We start from the raw sequence: 21,577 nt of genomic DNA on the forward strand, positions 1-21,577 counted from the left end.
GAGCCCACACCAACCCGAAAGCCGGGCGGTGCGGCAGGACTGCATCGGGCTGGGGAGCCGGTTAAAGAACCTTGGTGAGGAGGCTGGTCAGGTCCTCGCCGAACGGGCGGTCGGCGTCGATCGGAGGTACGACGGCGTCGACCGCCCGCATCACGCTGTGCAGACCTGCTGGGATCGGGCGTTGGGACAGAGCGAAGGCCTGTCGTACGGCGAGCAGCTCGCACGCGATCGTCTCGCGGGTCAGGCGGATCGCTTCGCCGAGGTTGCCGACCGCTTCCCAGGAGAACGTCTGCACGTCCTCCTGACCGTTGGACGTCTCCGCCGTACTGATTGCCGTGGGCAACGTCAGACGGCGGAGCTGGTGGACGGTCGCGACCGCGCGCTTGTGGACGGCGACCAGGCCGGCTTGCGGGCCTGGTTCGCGGGCGAGCTGGGCGGTGAGGCCGGTGACGGTGGGATCCAGCAGCCGGTGCAGCCGCGCCGCCGAGACCTCGGCCGCGTGCGCCAGTGCGGCTGTCAGGTGATCGCAGTACGCCGCCAGATCGATCCCGTGAAACCCGGCCGTCCCGACGAACTCGCCGTCGAGGTACGCCGGGGAGTCCGTCACGCCGGTGAACGCCCGGTCCACCGCGTCGTCCAACTGCTGCAAGGTCCGCCGAAGATGAGCGTTCACGTGCCCCGCGACCCGGAACGAGACCGGCGCCTGCAAACTCCGCGGCTCCGGCTCGGGACCTGCCAACTCTCGCAGCCTGGCGAACTCAACCCCCAGCACGTCGTCCCCGCGCGCCGCGAGCGGCTGATACGGATCCCGGTTGGCGCCGACGACTGCGATCGCGCCGGCCGCGACGGTGCTGAGCTGATCCGCCAACCGGTGCACTCTGGTTGCGTGGAGCGCGGCTCTGCCGGTCGCGCCGGGGATGCCGGCCAGCAAGGCGATGCCCTCCTTGGGACCGGGCTCCAGGGAGGCGAAGGCATGCGCGAGCGGGATGATCTCGCCTGCGGAACCGGCACCTTCCGCCGGGATGTTCGGCAGCGGGCCGTTGTTGATGAGGGCAACCAACTGGTGGATCAGTTCGACGGAGACGGCTGCGTCGCCGGTGAGGAAGGTTTTCAGGCGGCCGATCAGGACGGCGCGGGCTTCGTCCGGTGGGAGCCAGGGTGGGCCGCCGACCGCTCGACCTAGCAGGAGGTTGCGTTGGTGGACCCGCTGCTCGTCTTCCGTCAGTCGGACCTTGCTCAGGTTGCCCATGCCGGTGTTGACGCCGTACACGGGCCGGCCGGAGCGGAGGGTGTTGAGGGCGGCGGCGCGGATCGCGGCCAAGCGGTCAAGGAGGGCGGGCGCCAGCTCGATCGGGCCTGGGGCGGCCGGATCGAGGTCCGACGGTCCGTGGATCAGCACCGGTTCGCTGGTCGTGCGCGGCGCGGTCATCAGTGGAACCGGAGCATGGTGCCTGCTTCGGCGGCTTCGGCGCGGCGGAGGATCAGGTGGGCGATCGCGACGTCCAGCAGGGACAGGCCGCGGTGCCAGAAGAGGTTGCGTTCGGCAGCGTTCTCGCGGCCGGGTTTGCGGCCCGCGACGATCTCCCCGATCTCGGCGTACAGCGTCTCCGGCGACAGCCGCCCGCTGTCCACGTGCCGGCGCAGCGACCCGAACCGCCCGGACTGCGCCTCCCGCCAATCGTCCACGACCACCTTGTCCATCACGTCGAGCAGATCGAGCTCGACCGCGGAGACCGTCCCGTACGGTACGACGAACGCGCCCGGCCGGACCGCCGCCGTCCGCAGCAGCGGCTCGGGCTCGGTGAGGCGGGTCGCCTCGACCAGTACGTCGGCGCCGTCGAAGGCCTCCTCCGCGGTCGCGCACACGCGGACCGGCGTGGTCAGTTCCGCGGAGAGGTCCACGGCGAACTTCTCCCGGGACTCCGGCCGTCGCGACGTCACCCGGATCTCGTCGAGGTCGAGGAGGTCGTCGAGCATCGTCACGTTCCACCACGCCGTACCACGGGCGCCGGCGTGCGCGAGGATCTTGCTGTCCCGGCGGGCCAGGTGGCGGGCACCGACGGTCGTCATCGCGCCGGTGCGGGCCGCGGTGATCATCGTCGCGTCCAGGATCGCGAGCGGTACGCCGGTGGTCGGGTCGAAGAGGGTTGCCATCGCGAGCTCGCTGGGCAGACCCTTCTGGTAGTTCGGGACGAAGTCGCCGACGACCTTCACGCCGCTGACCCCGTGCTCGCCGAGGCCGTCGAGGTGCCCGCGGAGAATGTTGAAGTGGCCGATCCCGCCGTTGTTCGGCATCAGGTGCATGCGCGGCTCGAAGCTCGTCCGGCCCTCGCCGTGCTCGCGGACCGCGTCCTCCACGGCGTCCACGATCTCCAGCCTGGTGAGCCCCAACCCGTCGATGTCGGGGCCGCTGAGGAAGCGCAGCCAGATCCCGTCCGTCACGTGGCTCCTTCGGTTGCCGTCGGTCGATACTTTAGTTTCAGGCCGTCACGCTACGTTCGGGACATGGGGCCTACGACTGCGGATCGCACGGTGATCGGCCACTCCGCCGCGGACAAGACGTTGCTGTTCGGCGGGTTGCCGCTGGCCGGGCTGGTCCTCGGGTTCTTCCTGCCACGGATCGCCGACTGGGCGGCCGGGCGGCAATGGGTGCCGTTCCAGGGTCCGCTGAAGCTGATCGCCGCGTGGGACAGCTGGTGGGTCGTGGTGATCTGCGTGGTCGTCGGGCTCGTGGCCGGCGTACTGCTCGCCGGAATGGCGCTCGACGACACCTTGAAGGTGACGATCACCAGCCAGTCGGTCGAGTTCCTGAAGAACCAGAAGACCGTGACGGTGCCGCGCGTGAAGGTGGCGGTGGCGTTCCTGGACGGGAAGGAGATCGTCCTCCAGGACGCGGCGTCCCGCGAGCTGGCGCGGGAGAGGCACGACCAGCTGAAGTCCGAGGCGAGGCGGATCCCGGCGGCCTTCCGTGCCCACGGCTACCCGTGGTCGGACTCCGGCGACCCGCACGAGTCCGAGTTCCGGCGCTGGGTCGAGGCTGACCCGGACCTCTCGCCCGCGGCCAACGCGCTCCTCAGGGCCCGCTCCAAGGCCTTCGACCAGGGCGACAAGGGCAAGGCCGACCTGCGGGAGCTCCGCACCGACCTGGCCAACCTCGGCTACAGCGTCAAGGACAAGGACAAGACGCAGTACTGGCGGTCAACGGCCTAAGCGCCGAGCAGGTGGATGACTGCTTGGGCGTACGCCTGTTCGGCGTCGTCGGAGGTGTGGGTGCTGTTGGTGAGGGTGACTCGGTAGCCGTCGGGGGTGGCTTCGAGGGACTGGAAGTGCGAGCCGAGGAGAGCGCGGAGCTGCTCCTCGCGCGGGAGCCAGATGACCTCGCGTTGCTCGATGCTGTCCAGGGCCCACTCGGTGGTGCCGTTGAAGCCGATCACCTTGCTGCCCTGGTAGTCGTGCACCTCGACGGTCATGTCGCTCACCACGAACACGTCGTCGTCCATGTCCCGGTCCGGTACGGCGAAACGATCCCCGGCCGCCGGTGTCCACAGCACCCCGGCCTTGCGCAGTCGTCCGGCCTGCTCCATCGTGATCACCCCTCCATCCTCCCCACGGCACGCAAACCCCGCAGGTCCACGCGAGCCGCGACCACCGAGATGCGGCTCGCGTGGAGGATGCGGAGTCAGCGGCCGAGGGCGGTGCGGAGCTCCTCGGCACGGTGTGCGATGCGGTCGCGGCACTCCGTGGTGAGCGGCAGGTCGATCAGCGCGGCCGCCTGCAGGTGGCTGAGGCCGAAGTCCGCGCGCAGACGTCGTACGGCGGTCGAACGGTCCGCGGATGCCCGCAGTACCGCTGCCACCTCGTCACGGCGCTCGAACGCGGCCAGGATGCCGTCGTAGATCTCCAGCTGCGTATGCGCGGAGCGATCCGGCTCCGTCGTCGTCCGCGCGGCCCTGTCACTGGCGCTGTCGCTGGTCCGGATCACCTGGCGCCACAGGGCGGGTACGGCGAGCCGGGCGCGGGTGTAGCGCCGGGTGAGGGGCTGTGCGTAGGTCATGGTCATCTCGGTTCCCCCTTGTGATCAATCTGCCTTGGCCACCGCGTGCGGTTCTCGCGGCGGGCACTTCTTGCCGGGCGTTGTGAGCGCCTCGAAGTGCCAGGGTTCGTTGTCGTACCGGCGGCACACGCCGTACCGCCAGCCGTTCTTGTTCAGCCACGTCATGGCGGCCGCCGGACCGATGTCCACGGCCTTGCCCTGCACGTGAGCGGAGTACTTCGGCGGCAGCACCCAGCGCGTCGCCAGCTTGTACGACCCGTACCTCTTGATCGCGTCGTTCAGCAGCCGCTGCTGCTTCGCCGCGCTGCGCCGGCCGGAGGTGATGCTGATCTTGACCCCGTCGGCCTTCGCGGCCGCGATCGCCTTCGTCAGCCGTGACTTCAGCTTCGGCGAGAGCCCGTCGATGCTCTCCTCACGCGACACCGGTGTCGGCTTCTTCGTCGGCTTCTTGGAGGGCGTCGTAGCGGTCTTCGGCGGTGCAGTCGGAGTCGACCGCGTCGTACGGCGGGACGGCGTGGGGGTCACCAGCTTCGTGGTGGTGGGCGGTGCGCCGATCGCGGGCGCGCCGACAGTCGACACCACCGGCTCCTTGTCCGCGCCCAGGCCGAGCACCTCGCCGACCTGCGCGTGCCACAGCAGCAGCGCTCCGACGACGGCACCGACCCCGACCACACCGATCACGGACAGCAACCGCGTCCGCCCCGCACTGTTCGGGCGCGGCGGCAGGTCGTTGCTCATGGGGTACAGCCTCTCGGATCCGGGTGTGGCGGCACATCGGTCCCAGGGACCGTTCTCACGTCCCATCTGTAGCCCCTGAGTATCAGTTCGGACGCTGAGCCTCCTCCAAAAGTTGGAGAGACCGCCCCTCCGGGCAGATGAAGCTTTAGCAAACACGGGCTGACTACGCTGGGCGACATGATGAGTGTCTGGCGCCGATTGTCGCAGGGGCAGCAGGACTTGCTGCGCGCCGCGGTCATCGGGCTGGTCTGGTTCGCCGTGCTGAACCTCATCAACGGCACCGGTCTGCGCCCGCACAACCCGGCCGTCTCTGTCGTCACGGGCGTCTTCCTGGTCGCCACGGTCGCCCTCGTCCGGCGGATCCCGCGCACGATGCTCCTCGTCGTCTCGGTGCTATATCCGTTCCTGTACGCCGCGGCCGGTACCGGCCTGGCGGCGCAGCTCGGTCTCACGATGTTCGGTCAGCCCGAGATCAGCGACGCGGCGCTGCAGTCGGAGATCCACCTGGTCCCGCTGCTCGTCGTCGGGTACCTGGCGGCGTCGGCCGGCGTACGGCGGTTCATCTGCCTGTTCTTCACGATGGGCAGCCTGGCCGGGTTGATGATCGGGCTGCCGGCCGTGGTCGCGATCGTCCTCAGCCATGTCAACCGCGACATCCTGCGCGGCGATCGGTACCAGAGCCTCCCGCGGGACGTGCCGAGCCTGTACTCGTACATCGACGTGTCACTGTTCGTGTTCGCGGAGGCACTGATCTGCGGGATGGTGCTGCTCGGCGCGGACGCGCGCCGGCGCCGGAAGTCGGTGGCCCTGCTCGAGCAGCGGAACGCCGAACTGGTCCGGCTGCGCGCGGTCGAGGCGGAGCGGGCTGCGGTGGCGGAGCGGACCCGGATCGCCCGCGACCTGCACGACGTGATCTCGCACCACGTCAGCGCGGTCGTGATCCGGGCTCAAGCGGCGGACCGGGTGGCCGACGAGCGACCCGAAGTACTGCGGGAGGCGATCCGCTGGATCATTGCCAGCGGCAAGGAAGCGCTGACCGCGATGCGGGAGACCGTCCGCGTGCTGAACACCGCGTCGCCGCAGATCGCCGGCGACACCGGGTCGGGCGGCGGCACCGCGCCGGTGCCGGACCTGGCCGACGTGGCGCGGATGGGTGAGCGGCTGAAGGCGGTCGGGATCGACGTGACGATGGACCTGCCGCCACGACAGCGGCAGCTCACGTCGGCGACCGACCTGACCGCGGTGCGGATCATCCAGGAGGCGCTGACGAATGTGATGGTGCACGCCAAGGCGAGCGCAGCGCGGGTGACCTGGCAGAGTGGACCGCAGGGCGAGCTGCTGACCATCGACGACAACGGGAACGGCGGGCCGCCGCCGGTGAACGTGCTGGAGACGGCGCGCCGCAAGGAAAGCGGCCGCGGCAACGGACTGATCGGGATGCGGGAACGGGCCACAGCGGTCGGCGGCACCCTCGCCGTCGCGGCCGGCCCCCTGGGTGGATGGAGAGTGCAGGCATGGCTGCCGCCGCAGAAGTGAGCGAGCCGATCCGGATCCTGGTCGCCGACGACCAGGGTGTGATCCGGATGGGCCTGGCGATGATCCTGGACCACGAGCCGGACCTGACCACGGTCGCGCAGGCCGAGAACGGCGAGGAGGCGCTCCGGCTGATCGAGCAGCACGACCCGGACGTCGTCCTGATGGACATCCGGATGCCTGTGATGGACGGTCTGGTCGCCACCGAGCGGATCACGACCGCCAACCGGGAGGCCGGCCGGGCGCGTCCCGCCGTACTGGTGCTGACGACGTTCGACGACGAGGCGTACGTGCTGGCCGCCGTCCGCGCGGGAGCGTCCGGGTTCCTGCTGAAGGACACCGATCCCGATCTCCTGGTTTCCGCCGTACGGGCGGTTCACCGCGGCGACTCGCTCGTCGATCCGGCCTCGACCCGCGTGCTGCTCGAGCGCTGCATGGAACTGGAGCGTCAGGTCGACGGCGGTACGGCGATCAGCACGCCGGCGCAACCGGATGCGCGCTGGGCCGGGCTGCTGTCCCACCTGAGCGAACGGGAGCGGGAGATCCTGGTCTGGATGGCCCGTGGGCTGTCCAACCGGGACCTCGCGACCAAGCTGTTCGTCAGCGAGACCACGGTCAAGACCCATGTGAGCTCGGTGCTGTCGAAGCTCGGCCTGTCCAGCCGGGTCCAGGCCGTCGTGGTCGCCTACGAGGCCGGAGTGGTCCGGCCGGGCGAAGCGGACGTGCGCTGGGATTCCTAGGTAAACAGCCAGACTCCGACCGCCACAACGGCAAGCAGAATTACAACGGTCACGGCTTGGCTCAGCACCGACGCCTTCTGGCGCCGGGGTAGGAAGTCCCCAGTCATGCTTCCAGAGTTGCTCGCGAAACCGCGCCACCCATCGGCCGTCAGGATGGTTCTGGTCTACTACCTGAGGATGAGCTGGTTGCCGGTGGCCCCTGCCTTTGTCGATTGCCTCATTCGCCGAAGTATTCCCTCCGGACCTTCTTCGGGACGCACAGCGCCCAGGCGTCGAGGATCAGCTCGCGAAGTTCGTCGTACTCGACGGCTGCGAGGTTGAGCTCGATCCACTGGAAGCGCTCGTCAGACGGGCGCGGCGGGAGGAACTTGTCCGGCTCGGCGGCGAGGGCGGCGGCGCGTTCCTCGCGCGGGAAGCCGAGGCCGATGGTCTGCTCGTCGGCCGCGACCGCGAGATACACGATCTGGCCGACGCGGAACTTGATCCGGTCCCGGACCAGTACCTCGTAGCTGCGCGGGAGGTCCGCGGTGATTTCGCGGATATCGGTGAGATCGACCACCTTCCCACGATAGAACGCCATCACTGACACCTCTTGTCAGTATTTACGTCGCTACGGTAGTTGAATGCCTGCCAACGTGAGCGCGGTCGAGGGAGCCGAGGTGGTGTTCCGCCTCGATGACCCCACCCATGCGTTCGCCGGCGTCCGGCTGTGGCAGGAGCTGGGCCTCGCGGCTGAGCTGCTCGAGTTCAAGCCGGTCGACTACGGCTGGGAGCTGCGGTTGCCACGGCCGTCGGTGCACCGGATGGAGTACCTGTTCGACATCGCCAACCTCGGCACACGGATCGATCCGACCAACCCGCGGGCGGTCGGCGGAGCCTTCGGGCAGCATTCCTGGCTGCCGTTGCCGGGGTACGTCGAGCCCGCCTGGCTCACCGTGCAGCCAATCCCGTCAACGCTGACCCCGGTGACCGTCGAGTCCCCGCTCGGGCAGGTCCACGTACAGGTCTGGGCGCCGGAAGGCATCGCTCCGGCGTTCGAGTTGCCGCTGCTGCTCGCTCACGACGGTCCCGAGTTCGCCGCGTACGCCGGTCTGGCGCAGTACGCCGGCGCGATGGTCGCCGGGTCCGCGCTGCCGCCGTTCCGGCTGGCGCTGATCGAGCCGACCTCCCGCAACCTGTGGTACGCCGCGAATCCGCAGTACGCCTCCGCGCTCACGCAGTACGTGCTGCCGGCCGTGCAGGCGCAGTACAGGAGCCGGCGGCCGGTGATGATGGGGGCGAGTCTGGGGGCGCTCGCGGCGCTGCACGCGGAGTGGAGCTTCCCGGGGACGTTCGCCGGGCTGTTCCTGCAGTCCGGGTCGTTCTTCACGCCGGAGACCGATCCGCAGGAGGCGAAGTTCGAGTTCTACGCCGAGGTGACCGGGTTCGTCGCGCAGGTGCTGGCGGCAACCACGGCGCCGAGTACGCCGGCGGTCGGCATCACCGCGGGGACGACCGAGGAGAACGTGCACAACAACCGGGTGATGGCGGCGCGGCTCGCGGAACTCGGGCTGGATGTGACCCTCGACGAAACTCCCGACATGCACAACTTCACAGCATGGCGGGATGTACTGGATCCTGAGCTGACGGAGCTACTGCGACGGACCTGGGGTGGGGCTGATGGAACGGGAGCAGGTCGAGTTGGAGGCACCGGGGCTTGACCGCCGCGGAACGCTGATCCGGTACGGTCATTTCGGCCGCCCGGTGCTGGTCTTCCCGAGCGAGCAGGGACGCGCCTGGGACTACGAGAACAACGGCATGGTCGACGCGGTCGCAGACCTGATCGAGGACGGCCGGGTCAAGCTGTACTGCGTCGACTCCTACGACCACGTGAGCTGGTCGGACCGCAGCATCCAGCTCGAGGACCGGGCCCGCCGGCACGAGCTGTACGAGTCCTGGATCCTGAACCAGGTGGTGCCGACGATCGGGTCGGACTCGCCGGGGGTCGGCGACATCATCACGACCGGCTGCAGCCTCGGGGCGTTCCACGCGCTGAACTTCGCGTTCAAGCGGGCCGACCTGTTCCCGGTCGCCATCTGCCAGTCGGGCAACTACGACGCGACCAGCTGGCACCCGTGGGGCGAGCGCGGCGACGCGACGTACTTCAACAACCCGGCCGACTACCTGCCCGGTCTGTCCGGCGACCATCTCGACTGGTTACGCCGCAGGCTGTTCATCGTGCTCACCGTGGGTCAGGGTGACTGGGAGACCAACCCGACCGGCTCGCTGCCGTCCGCTCGCGCGACCGCCGCCCTGCTGGAGGAGAAGGGCATCCCGCATGAGCTGGACATGTGGGGGTACGACGTCGCCCACGACTGGCCGTGGTGGCGCCGGCAGCTCGCCCACCACCTACCGCGGTTCTGTTAGGCGGACTGCCACGCAGGCAGAACCCGGCCAAAGACCGCTTTTGCCCACTCCGGAGTAGGTTCTGTCTGCGTGGCCGTCCGGTCTACCCTCAAACCACGCCGACGTTCGGAGGATCACCGTGACCGACCGCACTCGTCATCTGATCGGGTTGTTGCTGGGCGCCGAGGAGGACTGGCCGCAGGCGTTCGAGTCGTTGCTGCAGCGGGTCGGTCCCGTGACGATCGACGGGCACGAGCACGAGTTCGGGTCCCGGCGCCTCACCATCGAGCCGTTCGACCTGAACGACCCGGTGCGCGTCGGGCTGGTGATCGACCGGCTCGCGTACTGGTACTACCACCCGCGCGAGTGGCTGAAGAAGGCCGCGCTCATGAACGGGACGTACCTGCTGAACTCCCCGTTCACGTTCCAGGCCATGGAGAAGCATTCGGCGTACTGCGCGATGCTCCGGCTCGGCCTGAAGATCCCGCGGACCGTGCTGGTGCCGTACAAGAACCCGCTCGACAACGTGCGCTGGGCGTACACGTCGGCGACGTACAACCGGCCGTTCGACCTGGACGCGATCGCCGACGACCTCGGGTACCCGCTCTACATGAAGCCGTTCGACGGCGGCGGCTGGCGGGGCGTCTCCCGGATCAACAACCAGGACGACCTGCACCGCGCGTACGACGAGTCCGGCGAGATGCTGATGCATCTGCAGGCCACGGTCGAGTACGACAAGTTCGCCCGGGCGCTGTCGATCGGCGCCGAGACCATGGTGATGGACTTCCGCCCGGACGAGCCGATGCACAACCGGTACGCCGTCTCGCACGACTTCCTCAGCCCGGCCGCCGGCCACGAGGCGGTCGCGATCAGCCGGATCGTGAACGCGTTCTTCGGCTGGGAGTTCAACTCCTGCGAGATGCTGGTCAAGGGCAACTCGGTACACCCGATCGACTACGCCAACGCCTGCCCGGACGTCGCGGTCACGTCATTGCACTACTACTTCCCGTGGGCGCTGAGTGCGCTGGTGAAGTGGTCGGTCTTCTGCCTGGCGACCGGCCGCCGTTCGTCGGTGGACCTGCACACCGAGCGGTACTTCGAGATCGCGGACGACTCGTCTTTGGACTACGACGCCAAGCTGAACGCGTACCTGGCCCTCGCGGACGAGCACTTCGAAACCACGAAGTACCACGAGTGGTGCGCCGCCCACCTGGGCGATTTCGACCTGCGAGTCCGGGACTGGGTAGCCGGCCCCGACTTCGCCCGCATACTCCAGGAGACCGTCGCCGCGACGTACCCGCCGCACGAACAGGACAAGTTCATGGCCCACTTCAAGGGCCTCACCGACCACTGGGTAGCCGATCAGGCAGGCTAGAGGCGTGCGTGACGCGGATGTGCCGACCTGGTGGCGGCGGCTCGGGCTGGACGGTCTGGTGGATGTGCATGTGCATTTTCTGCCGGACCGGGTGATGAACGCGGTCTGGGCGTACTTCGACCAGGCCTCCGAGCATTACGGGACCGAGTGGCCGATCGCGTACCGGACGTCGGTCGAGGAGCGGCTGAAGACACTGGATTCGTTGGGCGTGCGCGCGTTTCCGGCGCTGGTCTACCCGCACAAGCCGGGGATGGCTGCCTCGTTGAACGCGTGGGCGCGGGACTTCGCTGCTGTGACACCAGGCTGCGTCTCCAGTGGGACGTTCTTTCCCGAGCCCGGTGCGGCCTCGTATGTTCGCGAGGCTTTGGAGTGGGGGACGCGGATCTTCAAGGTGCATGTTCAGGTCGGTGACTACGATCCGCGTTCCGGCGAGCTCGACGACGTGTGGGGCCAGTTGGCGGAGGCCGGCGTACCTGTGGTCGTCCATTGCGGTTCCGGCCCGATCCCCGGACGGCACACCGGTCCCGGGCCGATGGGCGAGGTACTGCGACGGCATCCCCAGTTGACCGCGGTCATCGCCCACCTCGGAATGCCGGAGTACGCCGAGCATCTCGCGCTCACGTCGTACCCGAACGTGCATCTCGACACGACGATGGCGCTGACACCCTTCACTGAGTCCTTGATGCCGTTCCCCCGCGACCTCGTGCCCCGCCTGGCCGACCTCCAGGACCGCATCGTCCTGGGCTCCGACTTCCCCAACATCCCCTACGAGTACGCCGTCCAGCTCACATCGCTGGAGTCGCTGGAACTGGGCGACGACTGGCTACGCGCGGTCTGCCACGAGAACGGCGCCCGGCTACTCGGTCTGTGATTTGTTGCCTTTAGCAAGATCCACAAGACGTTGGGGGTGTGGATAACAGAATCCCTTGGAAACAAGGGGTTGTGGCTTTGGAAACTGTCGGTGGGGATGTCTAGGCTTTGATGCATGGACAGGCCGCCTGAGTTGATGAGCGACGCCGAGCTGGTGCGCGCTCTCGACCAGGCCGACGCCGATCTGGCCCGCATCGAGACCCGCCGGCTGCGGATCGTGGCGGCAATGGACAAGTCCGGCTACGCCGAACAGGCCGGCGCCCGCGACATGGTCCAGTACCTGGAATTCCGGTACCGCCTCGACCACTCCCGCGCCTACCGCGACGTCCGCCTGGCCCGCGCCCTGCCGAAGTATGCGGCGGTCACCGCCGCCCTCCCCGGTTTCGTCGACATCCCGGAGATGCCCGAGGCTGGATCGGATCCCGAGGCCGGTGCCCTGGTGCCTGAGGTGGTGTTGCGGCCGGCGCAAGCCGAAGCGATCGTGACCGCCCTGGAGAAAGTCCCGACGACGGTACCGGTCGCCGACCTCGAGTTCGCCGAACAAGAACTGGTCCGCCTCGCCCGCCACCTGGCACCGATCGACCTGCGCAAGGCCGCCGACCAGTCTCGCGACATCCTCGACACCGACGGCCCCGAACCCGAAGAACACAAGGCGGCCGCCCGCGAAACCCTCACCCTCACCACCGCCGACCGCGGCGTCAAATTCAAGGGCTACCTCGCCAACGAGAACGCCGAACTCCTCCGCACCATGATCGTCGCCGGCGCCCGCCCCCACAAAACCCTCGACGGCGACCCCGACCCCCGCTCCCGCGAAAAGCGCCAAGCCGACGCCCTCACCACCACGTTGACCCTCGCCGCCACCGCCCTCGACGCAGGCACCCCCTCACCCACCATCCCCCGACCCACCAACACACCAACCAACCCCACCCAGCCAGGCTCCACGGAGACGGGTTCCACGCGGACTGGCTCCACGACGGCCGATTCAACGGAGACAGGTTCCACGGAGACAGGTTCCACGGCGAGTGGTTCCACGGCTGGCTCGACGGAGACTGGTTCCACGGTGGAAACAACCGCCGACGCGGTGAGCGGCTCGGATGGTGCTGCGGACGGTGCGGCGGTAGCCGACCAACAACCTGATGTGGCTGCTGGCGTGGTGGGTGGTGACGTAGTGCCTGGGTTCGGGGCGAAGGCGAACCTGACCGTGACGATCGACCTGGAAGACCTGAAGGCAGCCACCGCCGACGCGATCGGACAGACCGTCTACGGCAACGGACTGTCCGCAGCCACGATCCGCCGCCTGGCTTGCGATGCGAAGGTCATCCCGATCGTGCTCGGCTCGAACTCCGAACCGCTGGATGTCGGCCGCTGTGAGCGGCTGGTCACCCGGGCGATGCGCCGCGCCCTGAACACCCGCGACCGCGGCTGTGTCGTGTGCGGAGCCCCGCCGATCATGTGCGACGCGCACCACCTGATCTCCTGGATCGACGGCGGCGAAACCAAGACCTCCAACCTGGCGCTGCTGTGCCGCCGCCACCACACCGACCTGCACCAGGGCCACTGGACCGTCACCATCACCAACGGCGAAGTCCAGGTAACCAGGCCTGCCTGGGCCGACCCACCACCCCGCCGTCCACACAAACCACCGGACGACACACCCCGGACACACGAGCCGCCGGGTGAACACCCCACGCCCTCAGATCAGTCGGACGGCGGACTCACGCCCACCGGCAACCCAAGGTCCCAAATCTCAACCCCAGCAGACGATCCGTGGGGTGGGACCGACCTGCCCGCGGCCGGCGCACCGGGTGTGAGACCGAGCCGCTGGCAGGCTGACGAGCTGACGCGCGCGGAAGCGGCCCGGTTCGCGGTGTGGGGTGAGCGTGCCACGAACGAGTCCGGCGCCGGCCCGCCATCCTTCGCCACAATCTGACCCTACCGCGTCCACCGCAATCCTCGAGCCCACCGGACGGCTGGCGCGGTGGACCTGCTGGACCGGGGAGCCACACCGCGCCCTGGGGCGGCGCGGCGTGTTACGGCGTACGGGTCAGGCCCAGGGCTGCCGGGCTTTGGTGCTGGCGGGCGCGGATCTTTGCGGGGTCGTTCTGTTCGGGCGCCTTGAGCACAGTGAGTTCGAGTGGGTTTGAAGGCGATGGATGTACGAGGGCCGTTCAACATCCGAGATCGGAGCTCTCGGCAACAATCGGATGGTCGATCCGTGGGGCGGCCGTCCGGCGGACGGCACCTTTGGGGTGAAGGAGAACGGCTATCGGGAGGGGGTGATGTCTCCGACCAGCCATAGCGTGCCGCCGGTTGCGCAGTCGCGGCCTGTCCAGGTGTCCTTGAAGCGGTCGACACCACCACCGCCGATGTAGAGGGGGGTACCGGACTTCGCGATGACCTTGTTCGTGCGGTCGAGGATCTCGAATGACTGTGCATCTCCCCGGACGGTGTACCCACGGGGCCACACGAGCGTGACCCCGGACTGACCCGAACTCGCCCGCACGCACCCGCTTGCGTCGACGGTCAACGTGGCTCGGAGGGCCGCCTCCATCCCACTGGGGTTGTCCAGGTCAGACCGGGCGAGTCGAGGCGGGAGGGCGGCTGTGGACGGTCCACTTGCTGTCGGCGGGTGTTCGCCGCCGGGGCGGACGGCCCACGTGGTCCCCGCGAGCACCACCGCGGCGGCCAACGCGACACCTCCGACCGCGAGTCGTCTGCTGCGGATCCGGCGGCGCTGGATGTGTTCGGCGATCGCGTCCTCAGCGAGGTCAACGATGTCGCTGCCCTCGGCAGCCGTGACCTGGAGCATTTCTCGTAGATCGTTGGCAGTCATTGCGTGCTCTCCTCCGTGATGCCGAGCTGCACGGCGAGCTTCGCCCTTGCGTCGGCCAGGTGTCGTTTCACGGTGCCCTCGGCGCAGCCGAGCTCGTCGGCGATCTCGGCGACGGTCAGGTCTTCGTAGTAGCGCAGAACAACACACGCCCGCTGCCTCGGCGAAAGGGTCGCCAGCCCTCTCCGGACCTCGTCCGCCACCGCGACGCGGTCGTCGTCGTGGTGAGGTACGTCGACCAGTAGATGGCGGGTCGCGTTCCACCGCTTGAGTCGCCGGCGGCTGTCGACGTACTGGTTCAGCATCGCGCGCCGGACATACGCCTCGAGTTGGTCGATGTCCTCGCCGATCCGGCGGCGGCCGAACACCCGCGTGAGCGCTTCCTGGACCAGGTCGGCAGCGGTCGTTGGGTCACCGGTCAACAGATAGGCGTAGCTACGAAGCGCGCCGCCGCGCGTAGCCAGCAACGTCCGGAACGCACGCTCCCAGTCAGCCACCACACCACCCGTCCCCTCACCCACCTAGACGAACAACCGGGCCGCGCCGTTGGGGTCCTCCAGAACAATTTCCAGAACAATCCGGCTGCGGAACGACGTGCCTCGGCCTGGGTTCTCGGATCGAGTTCCACGGTCTCGCGCTGTCACCGCTGCGCGGCGCTGTTCCCGGAGTTCAGGCTTTGCAGGGGCCGCCGAGGGGTGAGCAGCAGCCTTTGCCTTGCCAGGCTTCGATGCCTTCGCGGATCGCGACGGCGGCGATGATCAGGCCGGCGATCGGGTCGGCCCAGGACCAGCCGAGGGTGGCGTTCAGGACGAGGCCGACGAGGAGCACCGCGGACAGGTAGGTGCACAGGAGCGTCTGCGTCGAGTCCGCGACGACGGCATTCGATCCCAGCGCCTTTCCGGTACGGCGTTGCGCCCAGGAGAGGAACGGCATCACGATCAGCGACGCTACGGCCAGACCGATTCCGACCGGCGAGGTCTCGGGATCGGCTCCGATCACCAGGGTGCGGATCGACTCGAAGCCGACGTACGCCGCTAGCGCGAAGAACGAGAACGCCAGCAATCGAAGGGCTTGGCGTTCGCGGGACTCGGGCAATGGGTGGCGGAACTGCCAGAGGATGATCAGGCCGCTGGAGACCTCGACGACCGAGTCCAGGCCGAATCCGACCAGGGCGACTGAGCCCGCGATCAAGCCGGACGTGATTGCGACGATTGCCTCAACCACGTTGTACGCAACGGATGCGCCGGCCAGCAGCTGCGCACGCTTCCCCAACCGGCGGCGCTCAGCAGGATCCACCACCCAAGAGGACCCCGCCGACCCGAGCTGCAGAGGTTCAGCCATGGCTCGACTCCGGTTCTGTGGGGGCCTCGTGTGCCAGGCCGTAGTTTGGGCAGAGGGCGACGGCGTCGCCGGTTAGGCCGAGGAGGCGTTCGGCGGCCGACAGCAGGTCCATCGTTGCCTCGGGGTGCGACAGGCTGAACATCGACGCCCGCCCCTGGGGGCGCGACTCGACCAGCCCGCAGTCGCGCAGACACGCGAGGTGCTTGGAGACCGTCGACTGCGCCAGACCGAGGTGTTCGGTCAGGTCGACGACCCGGTGCTCCCCCAACGCCAGGTGCCGCACGATCGCCAACCGCGACGCATCACTGAACCCGTGAAACAAACAGCCGGCCACCGCCAACGCAGCCGTCTCGTCAACCGCAATCTGACTCATCGCCATTCGGCGATGTTATCGCGCCCGAGCGGTTCTGGGAAGACGAGCGGTTCTGGACAGACGCGTCCGAGCGAGGACGTAGGCCGTCGGCGTAGCGCCGTTGTATCTGAGCAGACGCTGACGCACGACCTTCAAAGCGCGCTGCCGCTCGATCACGCCCTGCAGCAGGCGCTTGTCCTCGGTGAGGAGGACGGCGCGACCGTCGGCGGTGAGGACTCGATCGATCTCGTCCAGTACGGCGGGATAGAGGGTGCGGTTGGCGCGATGACTACCGACCTGCTTGCCGAACGGGAGATTCGCGACAACCCGATCCACACTCCTGCCAGCGATCGGCAGCAACTCGGCCACACCCCGGACAAACGACAACGAGCCGCCGACGGAGTTCGCGGTGGCCAGAGTAAGAGCGGTCGCGTTGTGGTCGAGGCCGAGGAGACGGGTGGTGGGGTGGCTGCGTCGTACCGACAGCAGGATCGTGCCCGTACCGCAGAACGGATCCACGACGCGCTGCCCCGGCTGGATCTTCGCCAACCGGACCAGTACCTCGGCGACGATCAGGTTGGTTGACCACGGCAACCGTTCCAGGCGGCCGAACCGCCGCGTCCACGACAACGGACCGAACTCCGCGATCCACCCGCCGGCGGACGGGACGAGGTTGACGTCCCAGTCACCCGGCCGGTTCACCCAGCCGAATCGTTGCTCGGTCGCGTCGATCATCTCCCGTCGCTGGGCCGGATCGGCCGTCCCGACCCGAAAGCGGACAGGGAGCGGAAGGCTGCTGAGAGCTCCGGTTCGCAGCGATTGATCGAGGTCACGTACGGCGACTGTCGAGTAGAGACCACAGGCGGCGAGTTCGTCGAGCGATCCGTCGAGCGTGCACTCGACAGTGTCGACGGACGGTTGACGGATCGAGTGGATCGACGCCATCGCCCGGAGCTCCTCAACGAGGAGATCGGCGGCGCCATCGATGGTGCGCAGGACAAGGTGATCGGTGATGCAGGGCATGACCATGCCGGACAAGAAGGCTCCTGAAGGCTCGCGATCGACAGAACAGTCGAAGCGCGGCGCAGGCACGCCACATCGAGCCGACCCCGTCCAGGGCCCGCCACGACGTACCTACACCTTCAGAAACGCTGCATCGGGCGACACCTTAGGGCGTTCCGGCGTACCAACTCACCTGCTTTTACGATGCGGGGGTGAAGCACATCGTGGAGGAGCGGTCGGCGGAGGACGCTGAGCTGGGTGAGCTGCTGGCGGCGGCCTTCGGCGAGCTGGTTGCGAAGTACGGGGTCGAGGGACGGTCGCAGGTCAAGGACGGTGCGCGGTACTTCGTGGTGCTCGACGACGCGCGGCGTGCCGTCGGGTGCGGCGCCGTACAGGCGTTCGAGCCGGACAGCGAGCATCACGGCGACGGCGAGGTGAAGCGGATGTACGTCGCCCCGGCCGCACGTGGGCGGGGATACGCGCGTGCGCTGCTGGCCGGTCTGGAAGGGGCAGCTCGCACAGCCGGCCACCCCACCCTTCGGTTGTCCACAGGTGCGCTGCAGCCCGAGGCGATCGCCCTGTACGAGTCGAGCGGATACGCACTGACAGCACCCTGGGGAAAGTACGTCGATCAGCCCGGAACACGCTGCTACGCAAAGGGAATTCCGGTAGAATTCACTGGTGACGGGACCTCGCATTTTCACGGTTGACCAGTTGCTCGACGTTCTCGATCAGGTGGTGAGTGCGAGTGGGCGAGGGGACCGCTCCAGCACCTCCGCCGCGGAGTACTGGACCGGCTTGCTGACCACACCCGGGCATCCGCTGACCACCCAACTCCCGGACGAACCGCTGGTCGACTGGTACGAGCGAGGTCTGCTCGGGGAGCTCGAGAACGCGCGCGTTCTCGACGTCGGCTGCGGCGCGGCCCGCAACACCAGGTGGTTCGCCGAGCAGGGCGCGACCGTCGACGGGATCGATCTCGCTGCAGACCTCCTCGACACGCTACGGCCGACGATGCCCGCCGCGGTCACGTTGACAGCGGTCGACGTACTGCGTGATCCGCTGCCGGCCGGTGCGTACGACGTGGTGTACGACTCCGGGTGCTTTCACCACATCGCCCCGCACCGCCGGATCACGTACCTGCAGCGCGTCCTGCCGCTCGTGCGCCCCGGCGGGCGGTTCGGGATCGTCGCGTTCGCCGCCGAGCGGATGGAGACGCCCAGCGACCTCGACGTGGTCACGACCGGAGACACGTACGGCGGTATGACGTTCTCCCTCGAGGACCTCCGCACGATCTTCGGCGCCCTCACTCCCCTCGAGCTCCGCGCCGTACACCCGGACCGCGAAGGCACCTTCGCCCCCGACTTCCTCAACGCCGCCCTCTTCAGTCATCCCTGAGGGGCCCATTTCCAGTCGGTGGAACTGGGCATTGCTGGGGTCATTCCAACGTTGTAAAGTGCTCCTGTCCCGCCACCGATCAAGCAACACGGGAGACAACATGTCGCAGCCTCGTGCGGAGTACCCGCGTCCGCAGTTCGTTCGGCCCGAGTGGGTGAATCTGAACGGCGAGTGGCAGTTCGAGATCGACCGGTCGGACTCCGGGCTGGAGCGCGGCCTGCGTGAACGCGAGCTGACGCAGCGCATCGTCGTACCGTTCGCACCGGAGACCGAGCTGTCCGGGATCGAGGACGTCGACTTCATGGAGGCGGTCTGGTACCGCACCACCGTCACGATCCCCGCGGAGTGGGACGGCAAGGACGCCGTACTGCACTTCCAGGCCGTCGACCACGACACCACCGTCTGGGTGAACGGCGAAGAGGTGGTCCGGCACCGCGGCGGATTCACCCCGTTCAGCGCCAACCTGCACCACGTCGCCAGGCCCGGCGAGGAGGCGACCATCGTCGTCCGCGCCCGCGACACGCACCGCGGTCCGCAGGCGCGCGGCAAGCAGAGCCAGCTGTACTTCAACCACAGCTGCCTCTACACCCGCACCACCGGCATCTGGCAGACCGTCTGGCTCGAAGCGGTCCCCACGGTGCACCTGAAGCGGCCCCGGATCACCCCGGACGTCGCGGGCTCCAGCTTCCACCTCGAGGTACCGGTCTCGGCCAACAAGGCCGGCTACACCATCAAGGCCGCCCTGAAGGACGCCGACGGAGAGATCGTCAGCCACGAGGTCCGCGCCGACCTCGACCTGGCGCCGCGCCTGACCCTGCTGGTCCCGGCCGACCGCGTCCGCCTCTGGGACACCACGGATCCGCACCTGTACGACGTACGCCTCGAGCTGATCGATGCCAACGGCAACGTGGTCGACGGAGCCGACTCGTACGCCGGATTGCGGTCGGTGAGCATCAACGGCAAGGCGATCCTGATCAACGGCAAGCACGTGTTCCAGCGGCTCGTGCTGGACCAGGGGTACTGGCCGGAGAGCCTGATGACCGCGCCGTCCGAGGAGGCGCTGGTCCGCGACATCGAGCTCAGCCTGGCGGCCGGGTTCAACGGCGCGCGCCTGCACCAGAAGGTGTTCGAGGAGCGGTTCCTGTACCACGCGGACCGGCTCGGGTACCTGGTCTGGGGCGAGTTCGGCGACTGGGGTTCCGGCGTCGGTAACACCGACAAGGACAACCAGCAGCCGACCGCGTCGTACGTCGGCCAGTGGCTCGAGGCGGTCGAACGCGACTACAGCCACCCGAGCATCGTCGGCTGGTGCCCGCTGAACGAGACGCACCAGCTGCTGCACGACCGGATCACCCAGCTCGACGACGTGACCCGCGCGATGTTCCTGGCCACCAAGGCCGCCGACACCAGCCGTCCGGTGCTCGACGCGTCCGGGTACTCGCACCGCGTGCCGGAGACGGACGTCTGGGACTCGCACAACTACGAGCAGGACCCGGCCGAGTTCGCGAAGCAGATGGCGGATCTCGTGAACGACAAGCCGTACGGCAACACCGGCGGCCCCGAGGGCAAGCCGATCTCGCTGGCGTACGACGGTCAGCCGTACTTCTGCAGCGAGTTCGGCGGCATCTGGTGGAACGCGGAGAAGGCGGCCGCCGGAAAGAGCGGGAACTCCGCGGACTCCTGGGGCTACGGCCAGCGGGTCGCGAACGAGGAGGACTTCTACACCCGCTTCGCCGGTCTGGTCGACGCGCTGCTCGACAACGAGTTGATGTTCGGCTACTGCTACACGCAGCTGACCGACGTGTTCCAGGAAGAGAACGGCATCTACAACTTCGACCGCAGCAACAAGCTCGACGTGCCGCGGATCAAGGCGGTCCAGGACCGCCAGGCCGCTTACGAGAAGGACTGAATCCCGAGGCTGCCGACAGCGACCAGGATCCAGAGGATCGCTCCGAGGAGGAGCGGCCTGGGTCCTGCGTCGCGCAGCTCGCTCGGGCGCAGTGAAAGACCGATCGCGGCGAGCGCGGCGGTGATGAGGGTGCTGCCGACGACGGTGAGGGTCGGCAGCCAAGACTCCGGTACGGCGCCGGCCGAGCGGAGGCCCGCTGCGGCGATGAAGCCGATCAGGAACAGCGGAACGAGCTTGCGCCACGGCAACGGCTTACGAATCGAGGCCGTGGCCCCCGCGTACGAGCCCTCTGCGGCAGCGTCGAGTGCGCGGGCGACGCGGTTCTCGCGCCGGATCTTCAGCGCGACCAGCGTGAGCACGATCGGGATCAGGGTGAGCGACCGCGTCAGCTTCACGACGATCGCCTGGTCGCCGGCCGCCTGGCTGTACGCGTACCCGGCCGCCACGACGGACGACGTGTCGTTGACCGCCGTACCAGCCCACAGCCCGAAGGCCTCCGAGCTCAACCCGAGCAGGTGGCCGAGCGGCGGGAACGTCAGGACGGCGACGATGTTGAAGGTGAAGATCGTCGCGAGCGCATAGGCGACGGACGAGCGCTTGGCGCCGATCGCGGCGGTCGCGGCCGCGATCGCGGAACCGCCGCAGATCGCGGTGCCGACGCCGATCAGGATCTGGGTATCGCCGCGGACGCCGAGGATCCGCCCGAACAACCACGCGCCGCCGAGGGCGAGCGCCAGCGTGCCGAGCATGACGGGCAACGACGAGACGCCGACGCGCGCGACCTGTTGCAGCGACAGCCCGGTGCCGAGTACGACGATCGACAGCTGGAGCAACGTCTTCGAGGCGAAGTCGTACCCGGGACGCCAAACCTCCGAGCGCAGGGCCGGGATCACACTGCCCGCGATCACGCCGAGCAGGATCCCGAAGACCGGTCCGCCGACGAGCGGCACGAGGCGCCCGAGCGGGACCGCCACGGCAGTTACCAGCAGCACGATCCACAACCCGCGCAGCCGCCGTACGGCAGACCCGAGGCGACGGACGGTGGGAGCG

23 protein-coding genes are annotated in these 21,577 nt (G+C 68.4%); 11 read left to right on the plus strand and 12 right to left on the minus strand.

Annotation, left to right across the window (positions count from 1 at the left end):
* Positions 1–61 precede the first annotated feature (61 nt).
* Entirely contained in the window at positions 62–1,429 is a 1,368-nt protein-coding gene (locus E0H45_RS34480; RefSeq protein ID WP_131345232.1) for an aromatic amino acid lyase, read from the minus strand.
* Positions 1,429–2,442 (minus strand): ornithine cyclodeaminase family protein, encoded by a 1,014-nt coding sequence (locus tag E0H45_RS34485; RefSeq protein WP_131345234.1) that lies wholly within the window; start codon positions 2,440–2,442, stop codon positions 1,429–1,431. Before E0H45_RS34485 ends, E0H45_RS34480 begins: the two co-directional genes overlap by 1 nt.
* Before the next feature lie 63 nt (positions 2,443–2,505).
* Between E0H45_RS34485 and E0H45_RS34490 the strand changes: the two genes are divergently transcribed.
* Positions 2,506–3,210, plus strand: a complete 705-nt coding sequence (locus E0H45_RS34490) for a YqeB family protein (protein WP_131345236.1) — start codon at positions 2,506–2,508, stop codon at positions 3,208–3,210.
* Here E0H45_RS34490 and E0H45_RS34495 read toward each other — a convergent pair.
* From E0H45_RS34495 to E0H45_RS34505, 3 genes are all read right to left on the minus strand, one after another.
* The gene (locus tag E0H45_RS34495) at positions 3,207–3,584 is read right to left on the minus strand and encodes a pilus assembly protein CpaE (protein WP_238155558.1); all 378 of its coding nucleotides are present in this window, start codon (positions 3,582–3,584) and stop codon (positions 3,207–3,209) included. The two genes, E0H45_RS34490 and E0H45_RS34495, sit on opposite strands and share 4 nt — an antisense overlap.
* A gap of 95 nt (positions 3,585–3,679) precedes the next feature.
* Complete coding sequence (locus E0H45_RS34500; RefSeq protein WP_131345240.1) at positions 3,680–4,060, minus strand: hypothetical protein; 381 nt, start codon at positions 4,058–4,060, stop codon at positions 3,680–3,682.
* Positions 4,061–4,078: 18 nt separating this feature from the next.
* Positions 4,079–4,792 carry a D-alanyl-D-alanine carboxypeptidase family protein gene (locus tag E0H45_RS34505; RefSeq protein ID WP_131345242.1) on the minus strand — a complete coding sequence of 238 codons (714 nt, stop codon included), beginning with the start codon at positions 4,790–4,792 and terminating at the stop codon, positions 4,079–4,081.
* Positions 4,793–4,969: 177 nt separating this feature from the next.
* Between E0H45_RS34505 and E0H45_RS34510 the strand changes: the two genes are divergently transcribed.
* Both E0H45_RS34510 and E0H45_RS34515 read left to right on the plus strand, forming a co-directional pair.
* Complete coding sequence (locus tag E0H45_RS34510) at positions 4,970–6,328, plus strand: sensor histidine kinase (protein WP_238155508.1); 1,359 nt, start codon at positions 4,970–4,972, stop codon at positions 6,326–6,328.
* Positions 6,325–7,065, plus strand: a complete 741-nt coding sequence (locus tag E0H45_RS34515; protein WP_165546714.1) for a response regulator — start codon at positions 6,325–6,327, stop codon at positions 7,063–7,065. Before E0H45_RS34510 ends, E0H45_RS34515 begins: the two co-directional genes overlap by 4 nt.
* Before the next feature lie 217 nt (positions 7,066–7,282).
* Here E0H45_RS34515 and E0H45_RS34520 read toward each other — a convergent pair whose 3' ends face one another.
* Positions 7,283–7,645 carry an MmcQ/YjbR family DNA-binding protein gene (locus E0H45_RS34520; protein ID WP_238155510.1) on the minus strand — a complete coding sequence of 121 codons (363 nt, stop codon included), beginning with the start codon at positions 7,643–7,645 and terminating at the stop codon, positions 7,283–7,285.
* Between the two features lie 43 nt (positions 7,646–7,688).
* Here E0H45_RS34520 and E0H45_RS34525 point away from each other — a divergent pair, with 43 nt between their 5' ends.
* The 5 genes from E0H45_RS34525 to E0H45_RS34545 all read left to right on the plus strand — a co-directional run bounded on the left by E0H45_RS34525 (position 7,689) and on the right by E0H45_RS34545 (position 13,625).
* Positions 7,689–8,765: an alpha/beta hydrolase gene (locus E0H45_RS34525; RefSeq protein WP_131345246.1), complete on the plus strand. Its 1,077-nt coding sequence runs from the start codon at positions 7,689–7,691 to the stop codon at positions 8,763–8,765.
* The gene (locus E0H45_RS34530) at positions 8,725–9,471 is read left to right on the plus strand and encodes an esterase family protein (protein WP_131345248.1); all 747 of its coding nucleotides are present in this window, start codon (positions 8,725–8,727) and stop codon (positions 9,469–9,471) included. The genes E0H45_RS34525 and E0H45_RS34530 overlap by 41 nt, the downstream gene beginning before the upstream one ends.
* A gap of 118 nt (positions 9,472–9,589) precedes the next feature.
* Positions 9,590–10,825 (plus strand): ATP-grasp domain-containing protein, encoded by a 1,236-nt coding sequence (locus E0H45_RS34535; RefSeq protein WP_131345250.1) that lies wholly within the window; start codon positions 9,590–9,592, stop codon positions 10,823–10,825.
* Positions 10,826–10,829: 4 nt separating this feature from the next.
* Positions 10,830–11,696, plus strand: coding sequence for an amidohydrolase family protein (locus tag E0H45_RS34540; RefSeq protein ID WP_238155511.1), 867 nt, complete (start codon positions 10,830–10,832; stop codon positions 11,694–11,696).
* A gap of 114 nt (positions 11,697–11,810) precedes the next feature.
* Positions 11,811–13,625 carry an HNH endonuclease gene (locus E0H45_RS34545; protein ID WP_131345252.1) on the plus strand — a complete coding sequence of 605 codons (1,815 nt, stop codon included), beginning with the start codon at positions 11,811–11,813 and terminating at the stop codon, positions 13,623–13,625.
* Between the two features lie 333 nt (positions 13,626–13,958).
* Here E0H45_RS34545 and E0H45_RS34550 read toward each other — a convergent pair whose 3' ends face one another.
* The 5 genes from E0H45_RS34550 to E0H45_RS34570 form a co-directional block, all read right to left on the minus strand.
* A complete protein-coding gene (locus E0H45_RS34550) occupies positions 13,959–14,528 on the minus strand; it encodes a hypothetical protein (RefSeq protein WP_131345254.1) in 570 nt (189 codons plus the stop codon).
* The gene (locus E0H45_RS34555; protein WP_131345256.1) at positions 14,525–15,022 is read right to left on the minus strand and encodes a SigE family RNA polymerase sigma factor; all 498 of its coding nucleotides are present in this window, start codon (positions 15,020–15,022) and stop codon (positions 14,525–14,527) included. Before E0H45_RS34555 ends, E0H45_RS34550 begins: the two co-directional genes overlap by 4 nt.
* Before the next feature lie 172 nt (positions 15,023–15,194).
* On the minus strand, positions 15,195–15,866 hold the full coding sequence (locus tag E0H45_RS34560; RefSeq protein ID WP_131345258.1) for a cation diffusion facilitator family transporter: 672 nt from the start codon (positions 15,864–15,866) through the stop codon (positions 15,195–15,197).
* The gene (locus E0H45_RS34565; protein WP_131345260.1) at positions 15,859–16,245 is read right to left on the minus strand and encodes an ArsR/SmtB family transcription factor; all 387 of its coding nucleotides are present in this window, start codon (positions 16,243–16,245) and stop codon (positions 15,859–15,861) included. The genes E0H45_RS34560 and E0H45_RS34565 overlap by 8 nt, the downstream gene beginning before the upstream one ends.
* Before the next feature lie 9 nt (positions 16,246–16,254).
* Complete coding sequence (locus tag E0H45_RS34570) at positions 16,255–17,247, minus strand: TRM11 family SAM-dependent methyltransferase (protein ID WP_238155559.1); 993 nt, start codon at positions 17,245–17,247, stop codon at positions 16,255–16,257.
* 185 nt (positions 17,248–17,432) lie between these two features.
* On the opposite strand from E0H45_RS34570, the gene E0H45_RS34575 reads away from it, so the two are divergent.
* The 3 genes from E0H45_RS34575 to E0H45_RS34585 all read left to right on the plus strand — a co-directional run bounded on the left by E0H45_RS34575 (position 17,433) and on the right by E0H45_RS34585 (position 20,527).
* Entirely contained in the window at positions 17,433–17,930 is a 498-nt protein-coding gene (locus E0H45_RS34575; protein WP_131345264.1) for a GNAT family N-acetyltransferase, read from the plus strand.
* A complete protein-coding gene (locus tag E0H45_RS34580; RefSeq protein ID WP_165546687.1) occupies positions 17,902–18,618 on the plus strand; it encodes a class I SAM-dependent methyltransferase in 717 nt (238 codons plus the stop codon). Before E0H45_RS34575 ends, E0H45_RS34580 begins: the two co-directional genes overlap by 29 nt.
* Positions 18,619–18,718: 100 nt before the next feature.
* A complete protein-coding gene (locus E0H45_RS34585; RefSeq protein ID WP_131345268.1) occupies positions 18,719–20,527 on the plus strand; it encodes a glycoside hydrolase family 2 protein in 1,809 nt (602 codons plus the stop codon).
* Here E0H45_RS34585 and E0H45_RS34590 read toward each other — a convergent pair.
* Positions 20,512–21,519: a YeiH family protein gene (locus E0H45_RS34590; RefSeq protein ID WP_238155513.1), complete on the minus strand. Its 1,008-nt coding sequence runs from the start codon at positions 21,517–21,519 to the stop codon at positions 20,512–20,514. The genes E0H45_RS34585 and E0H45_RS34590 overlap by 16 nt on opposite strands.
* Positions 21,520–21,577: the final 58 nt, after the last annotated feature.

It is taken from the genome of Kribbella soli (assembly GCF_004331345.1).
Taxonomy (GTDB): Bacteria; Actinomycetota; Actinomycetes; order Propionibacteriales; family Kribbellaceae; genus Kribbella; species Kribbella soli.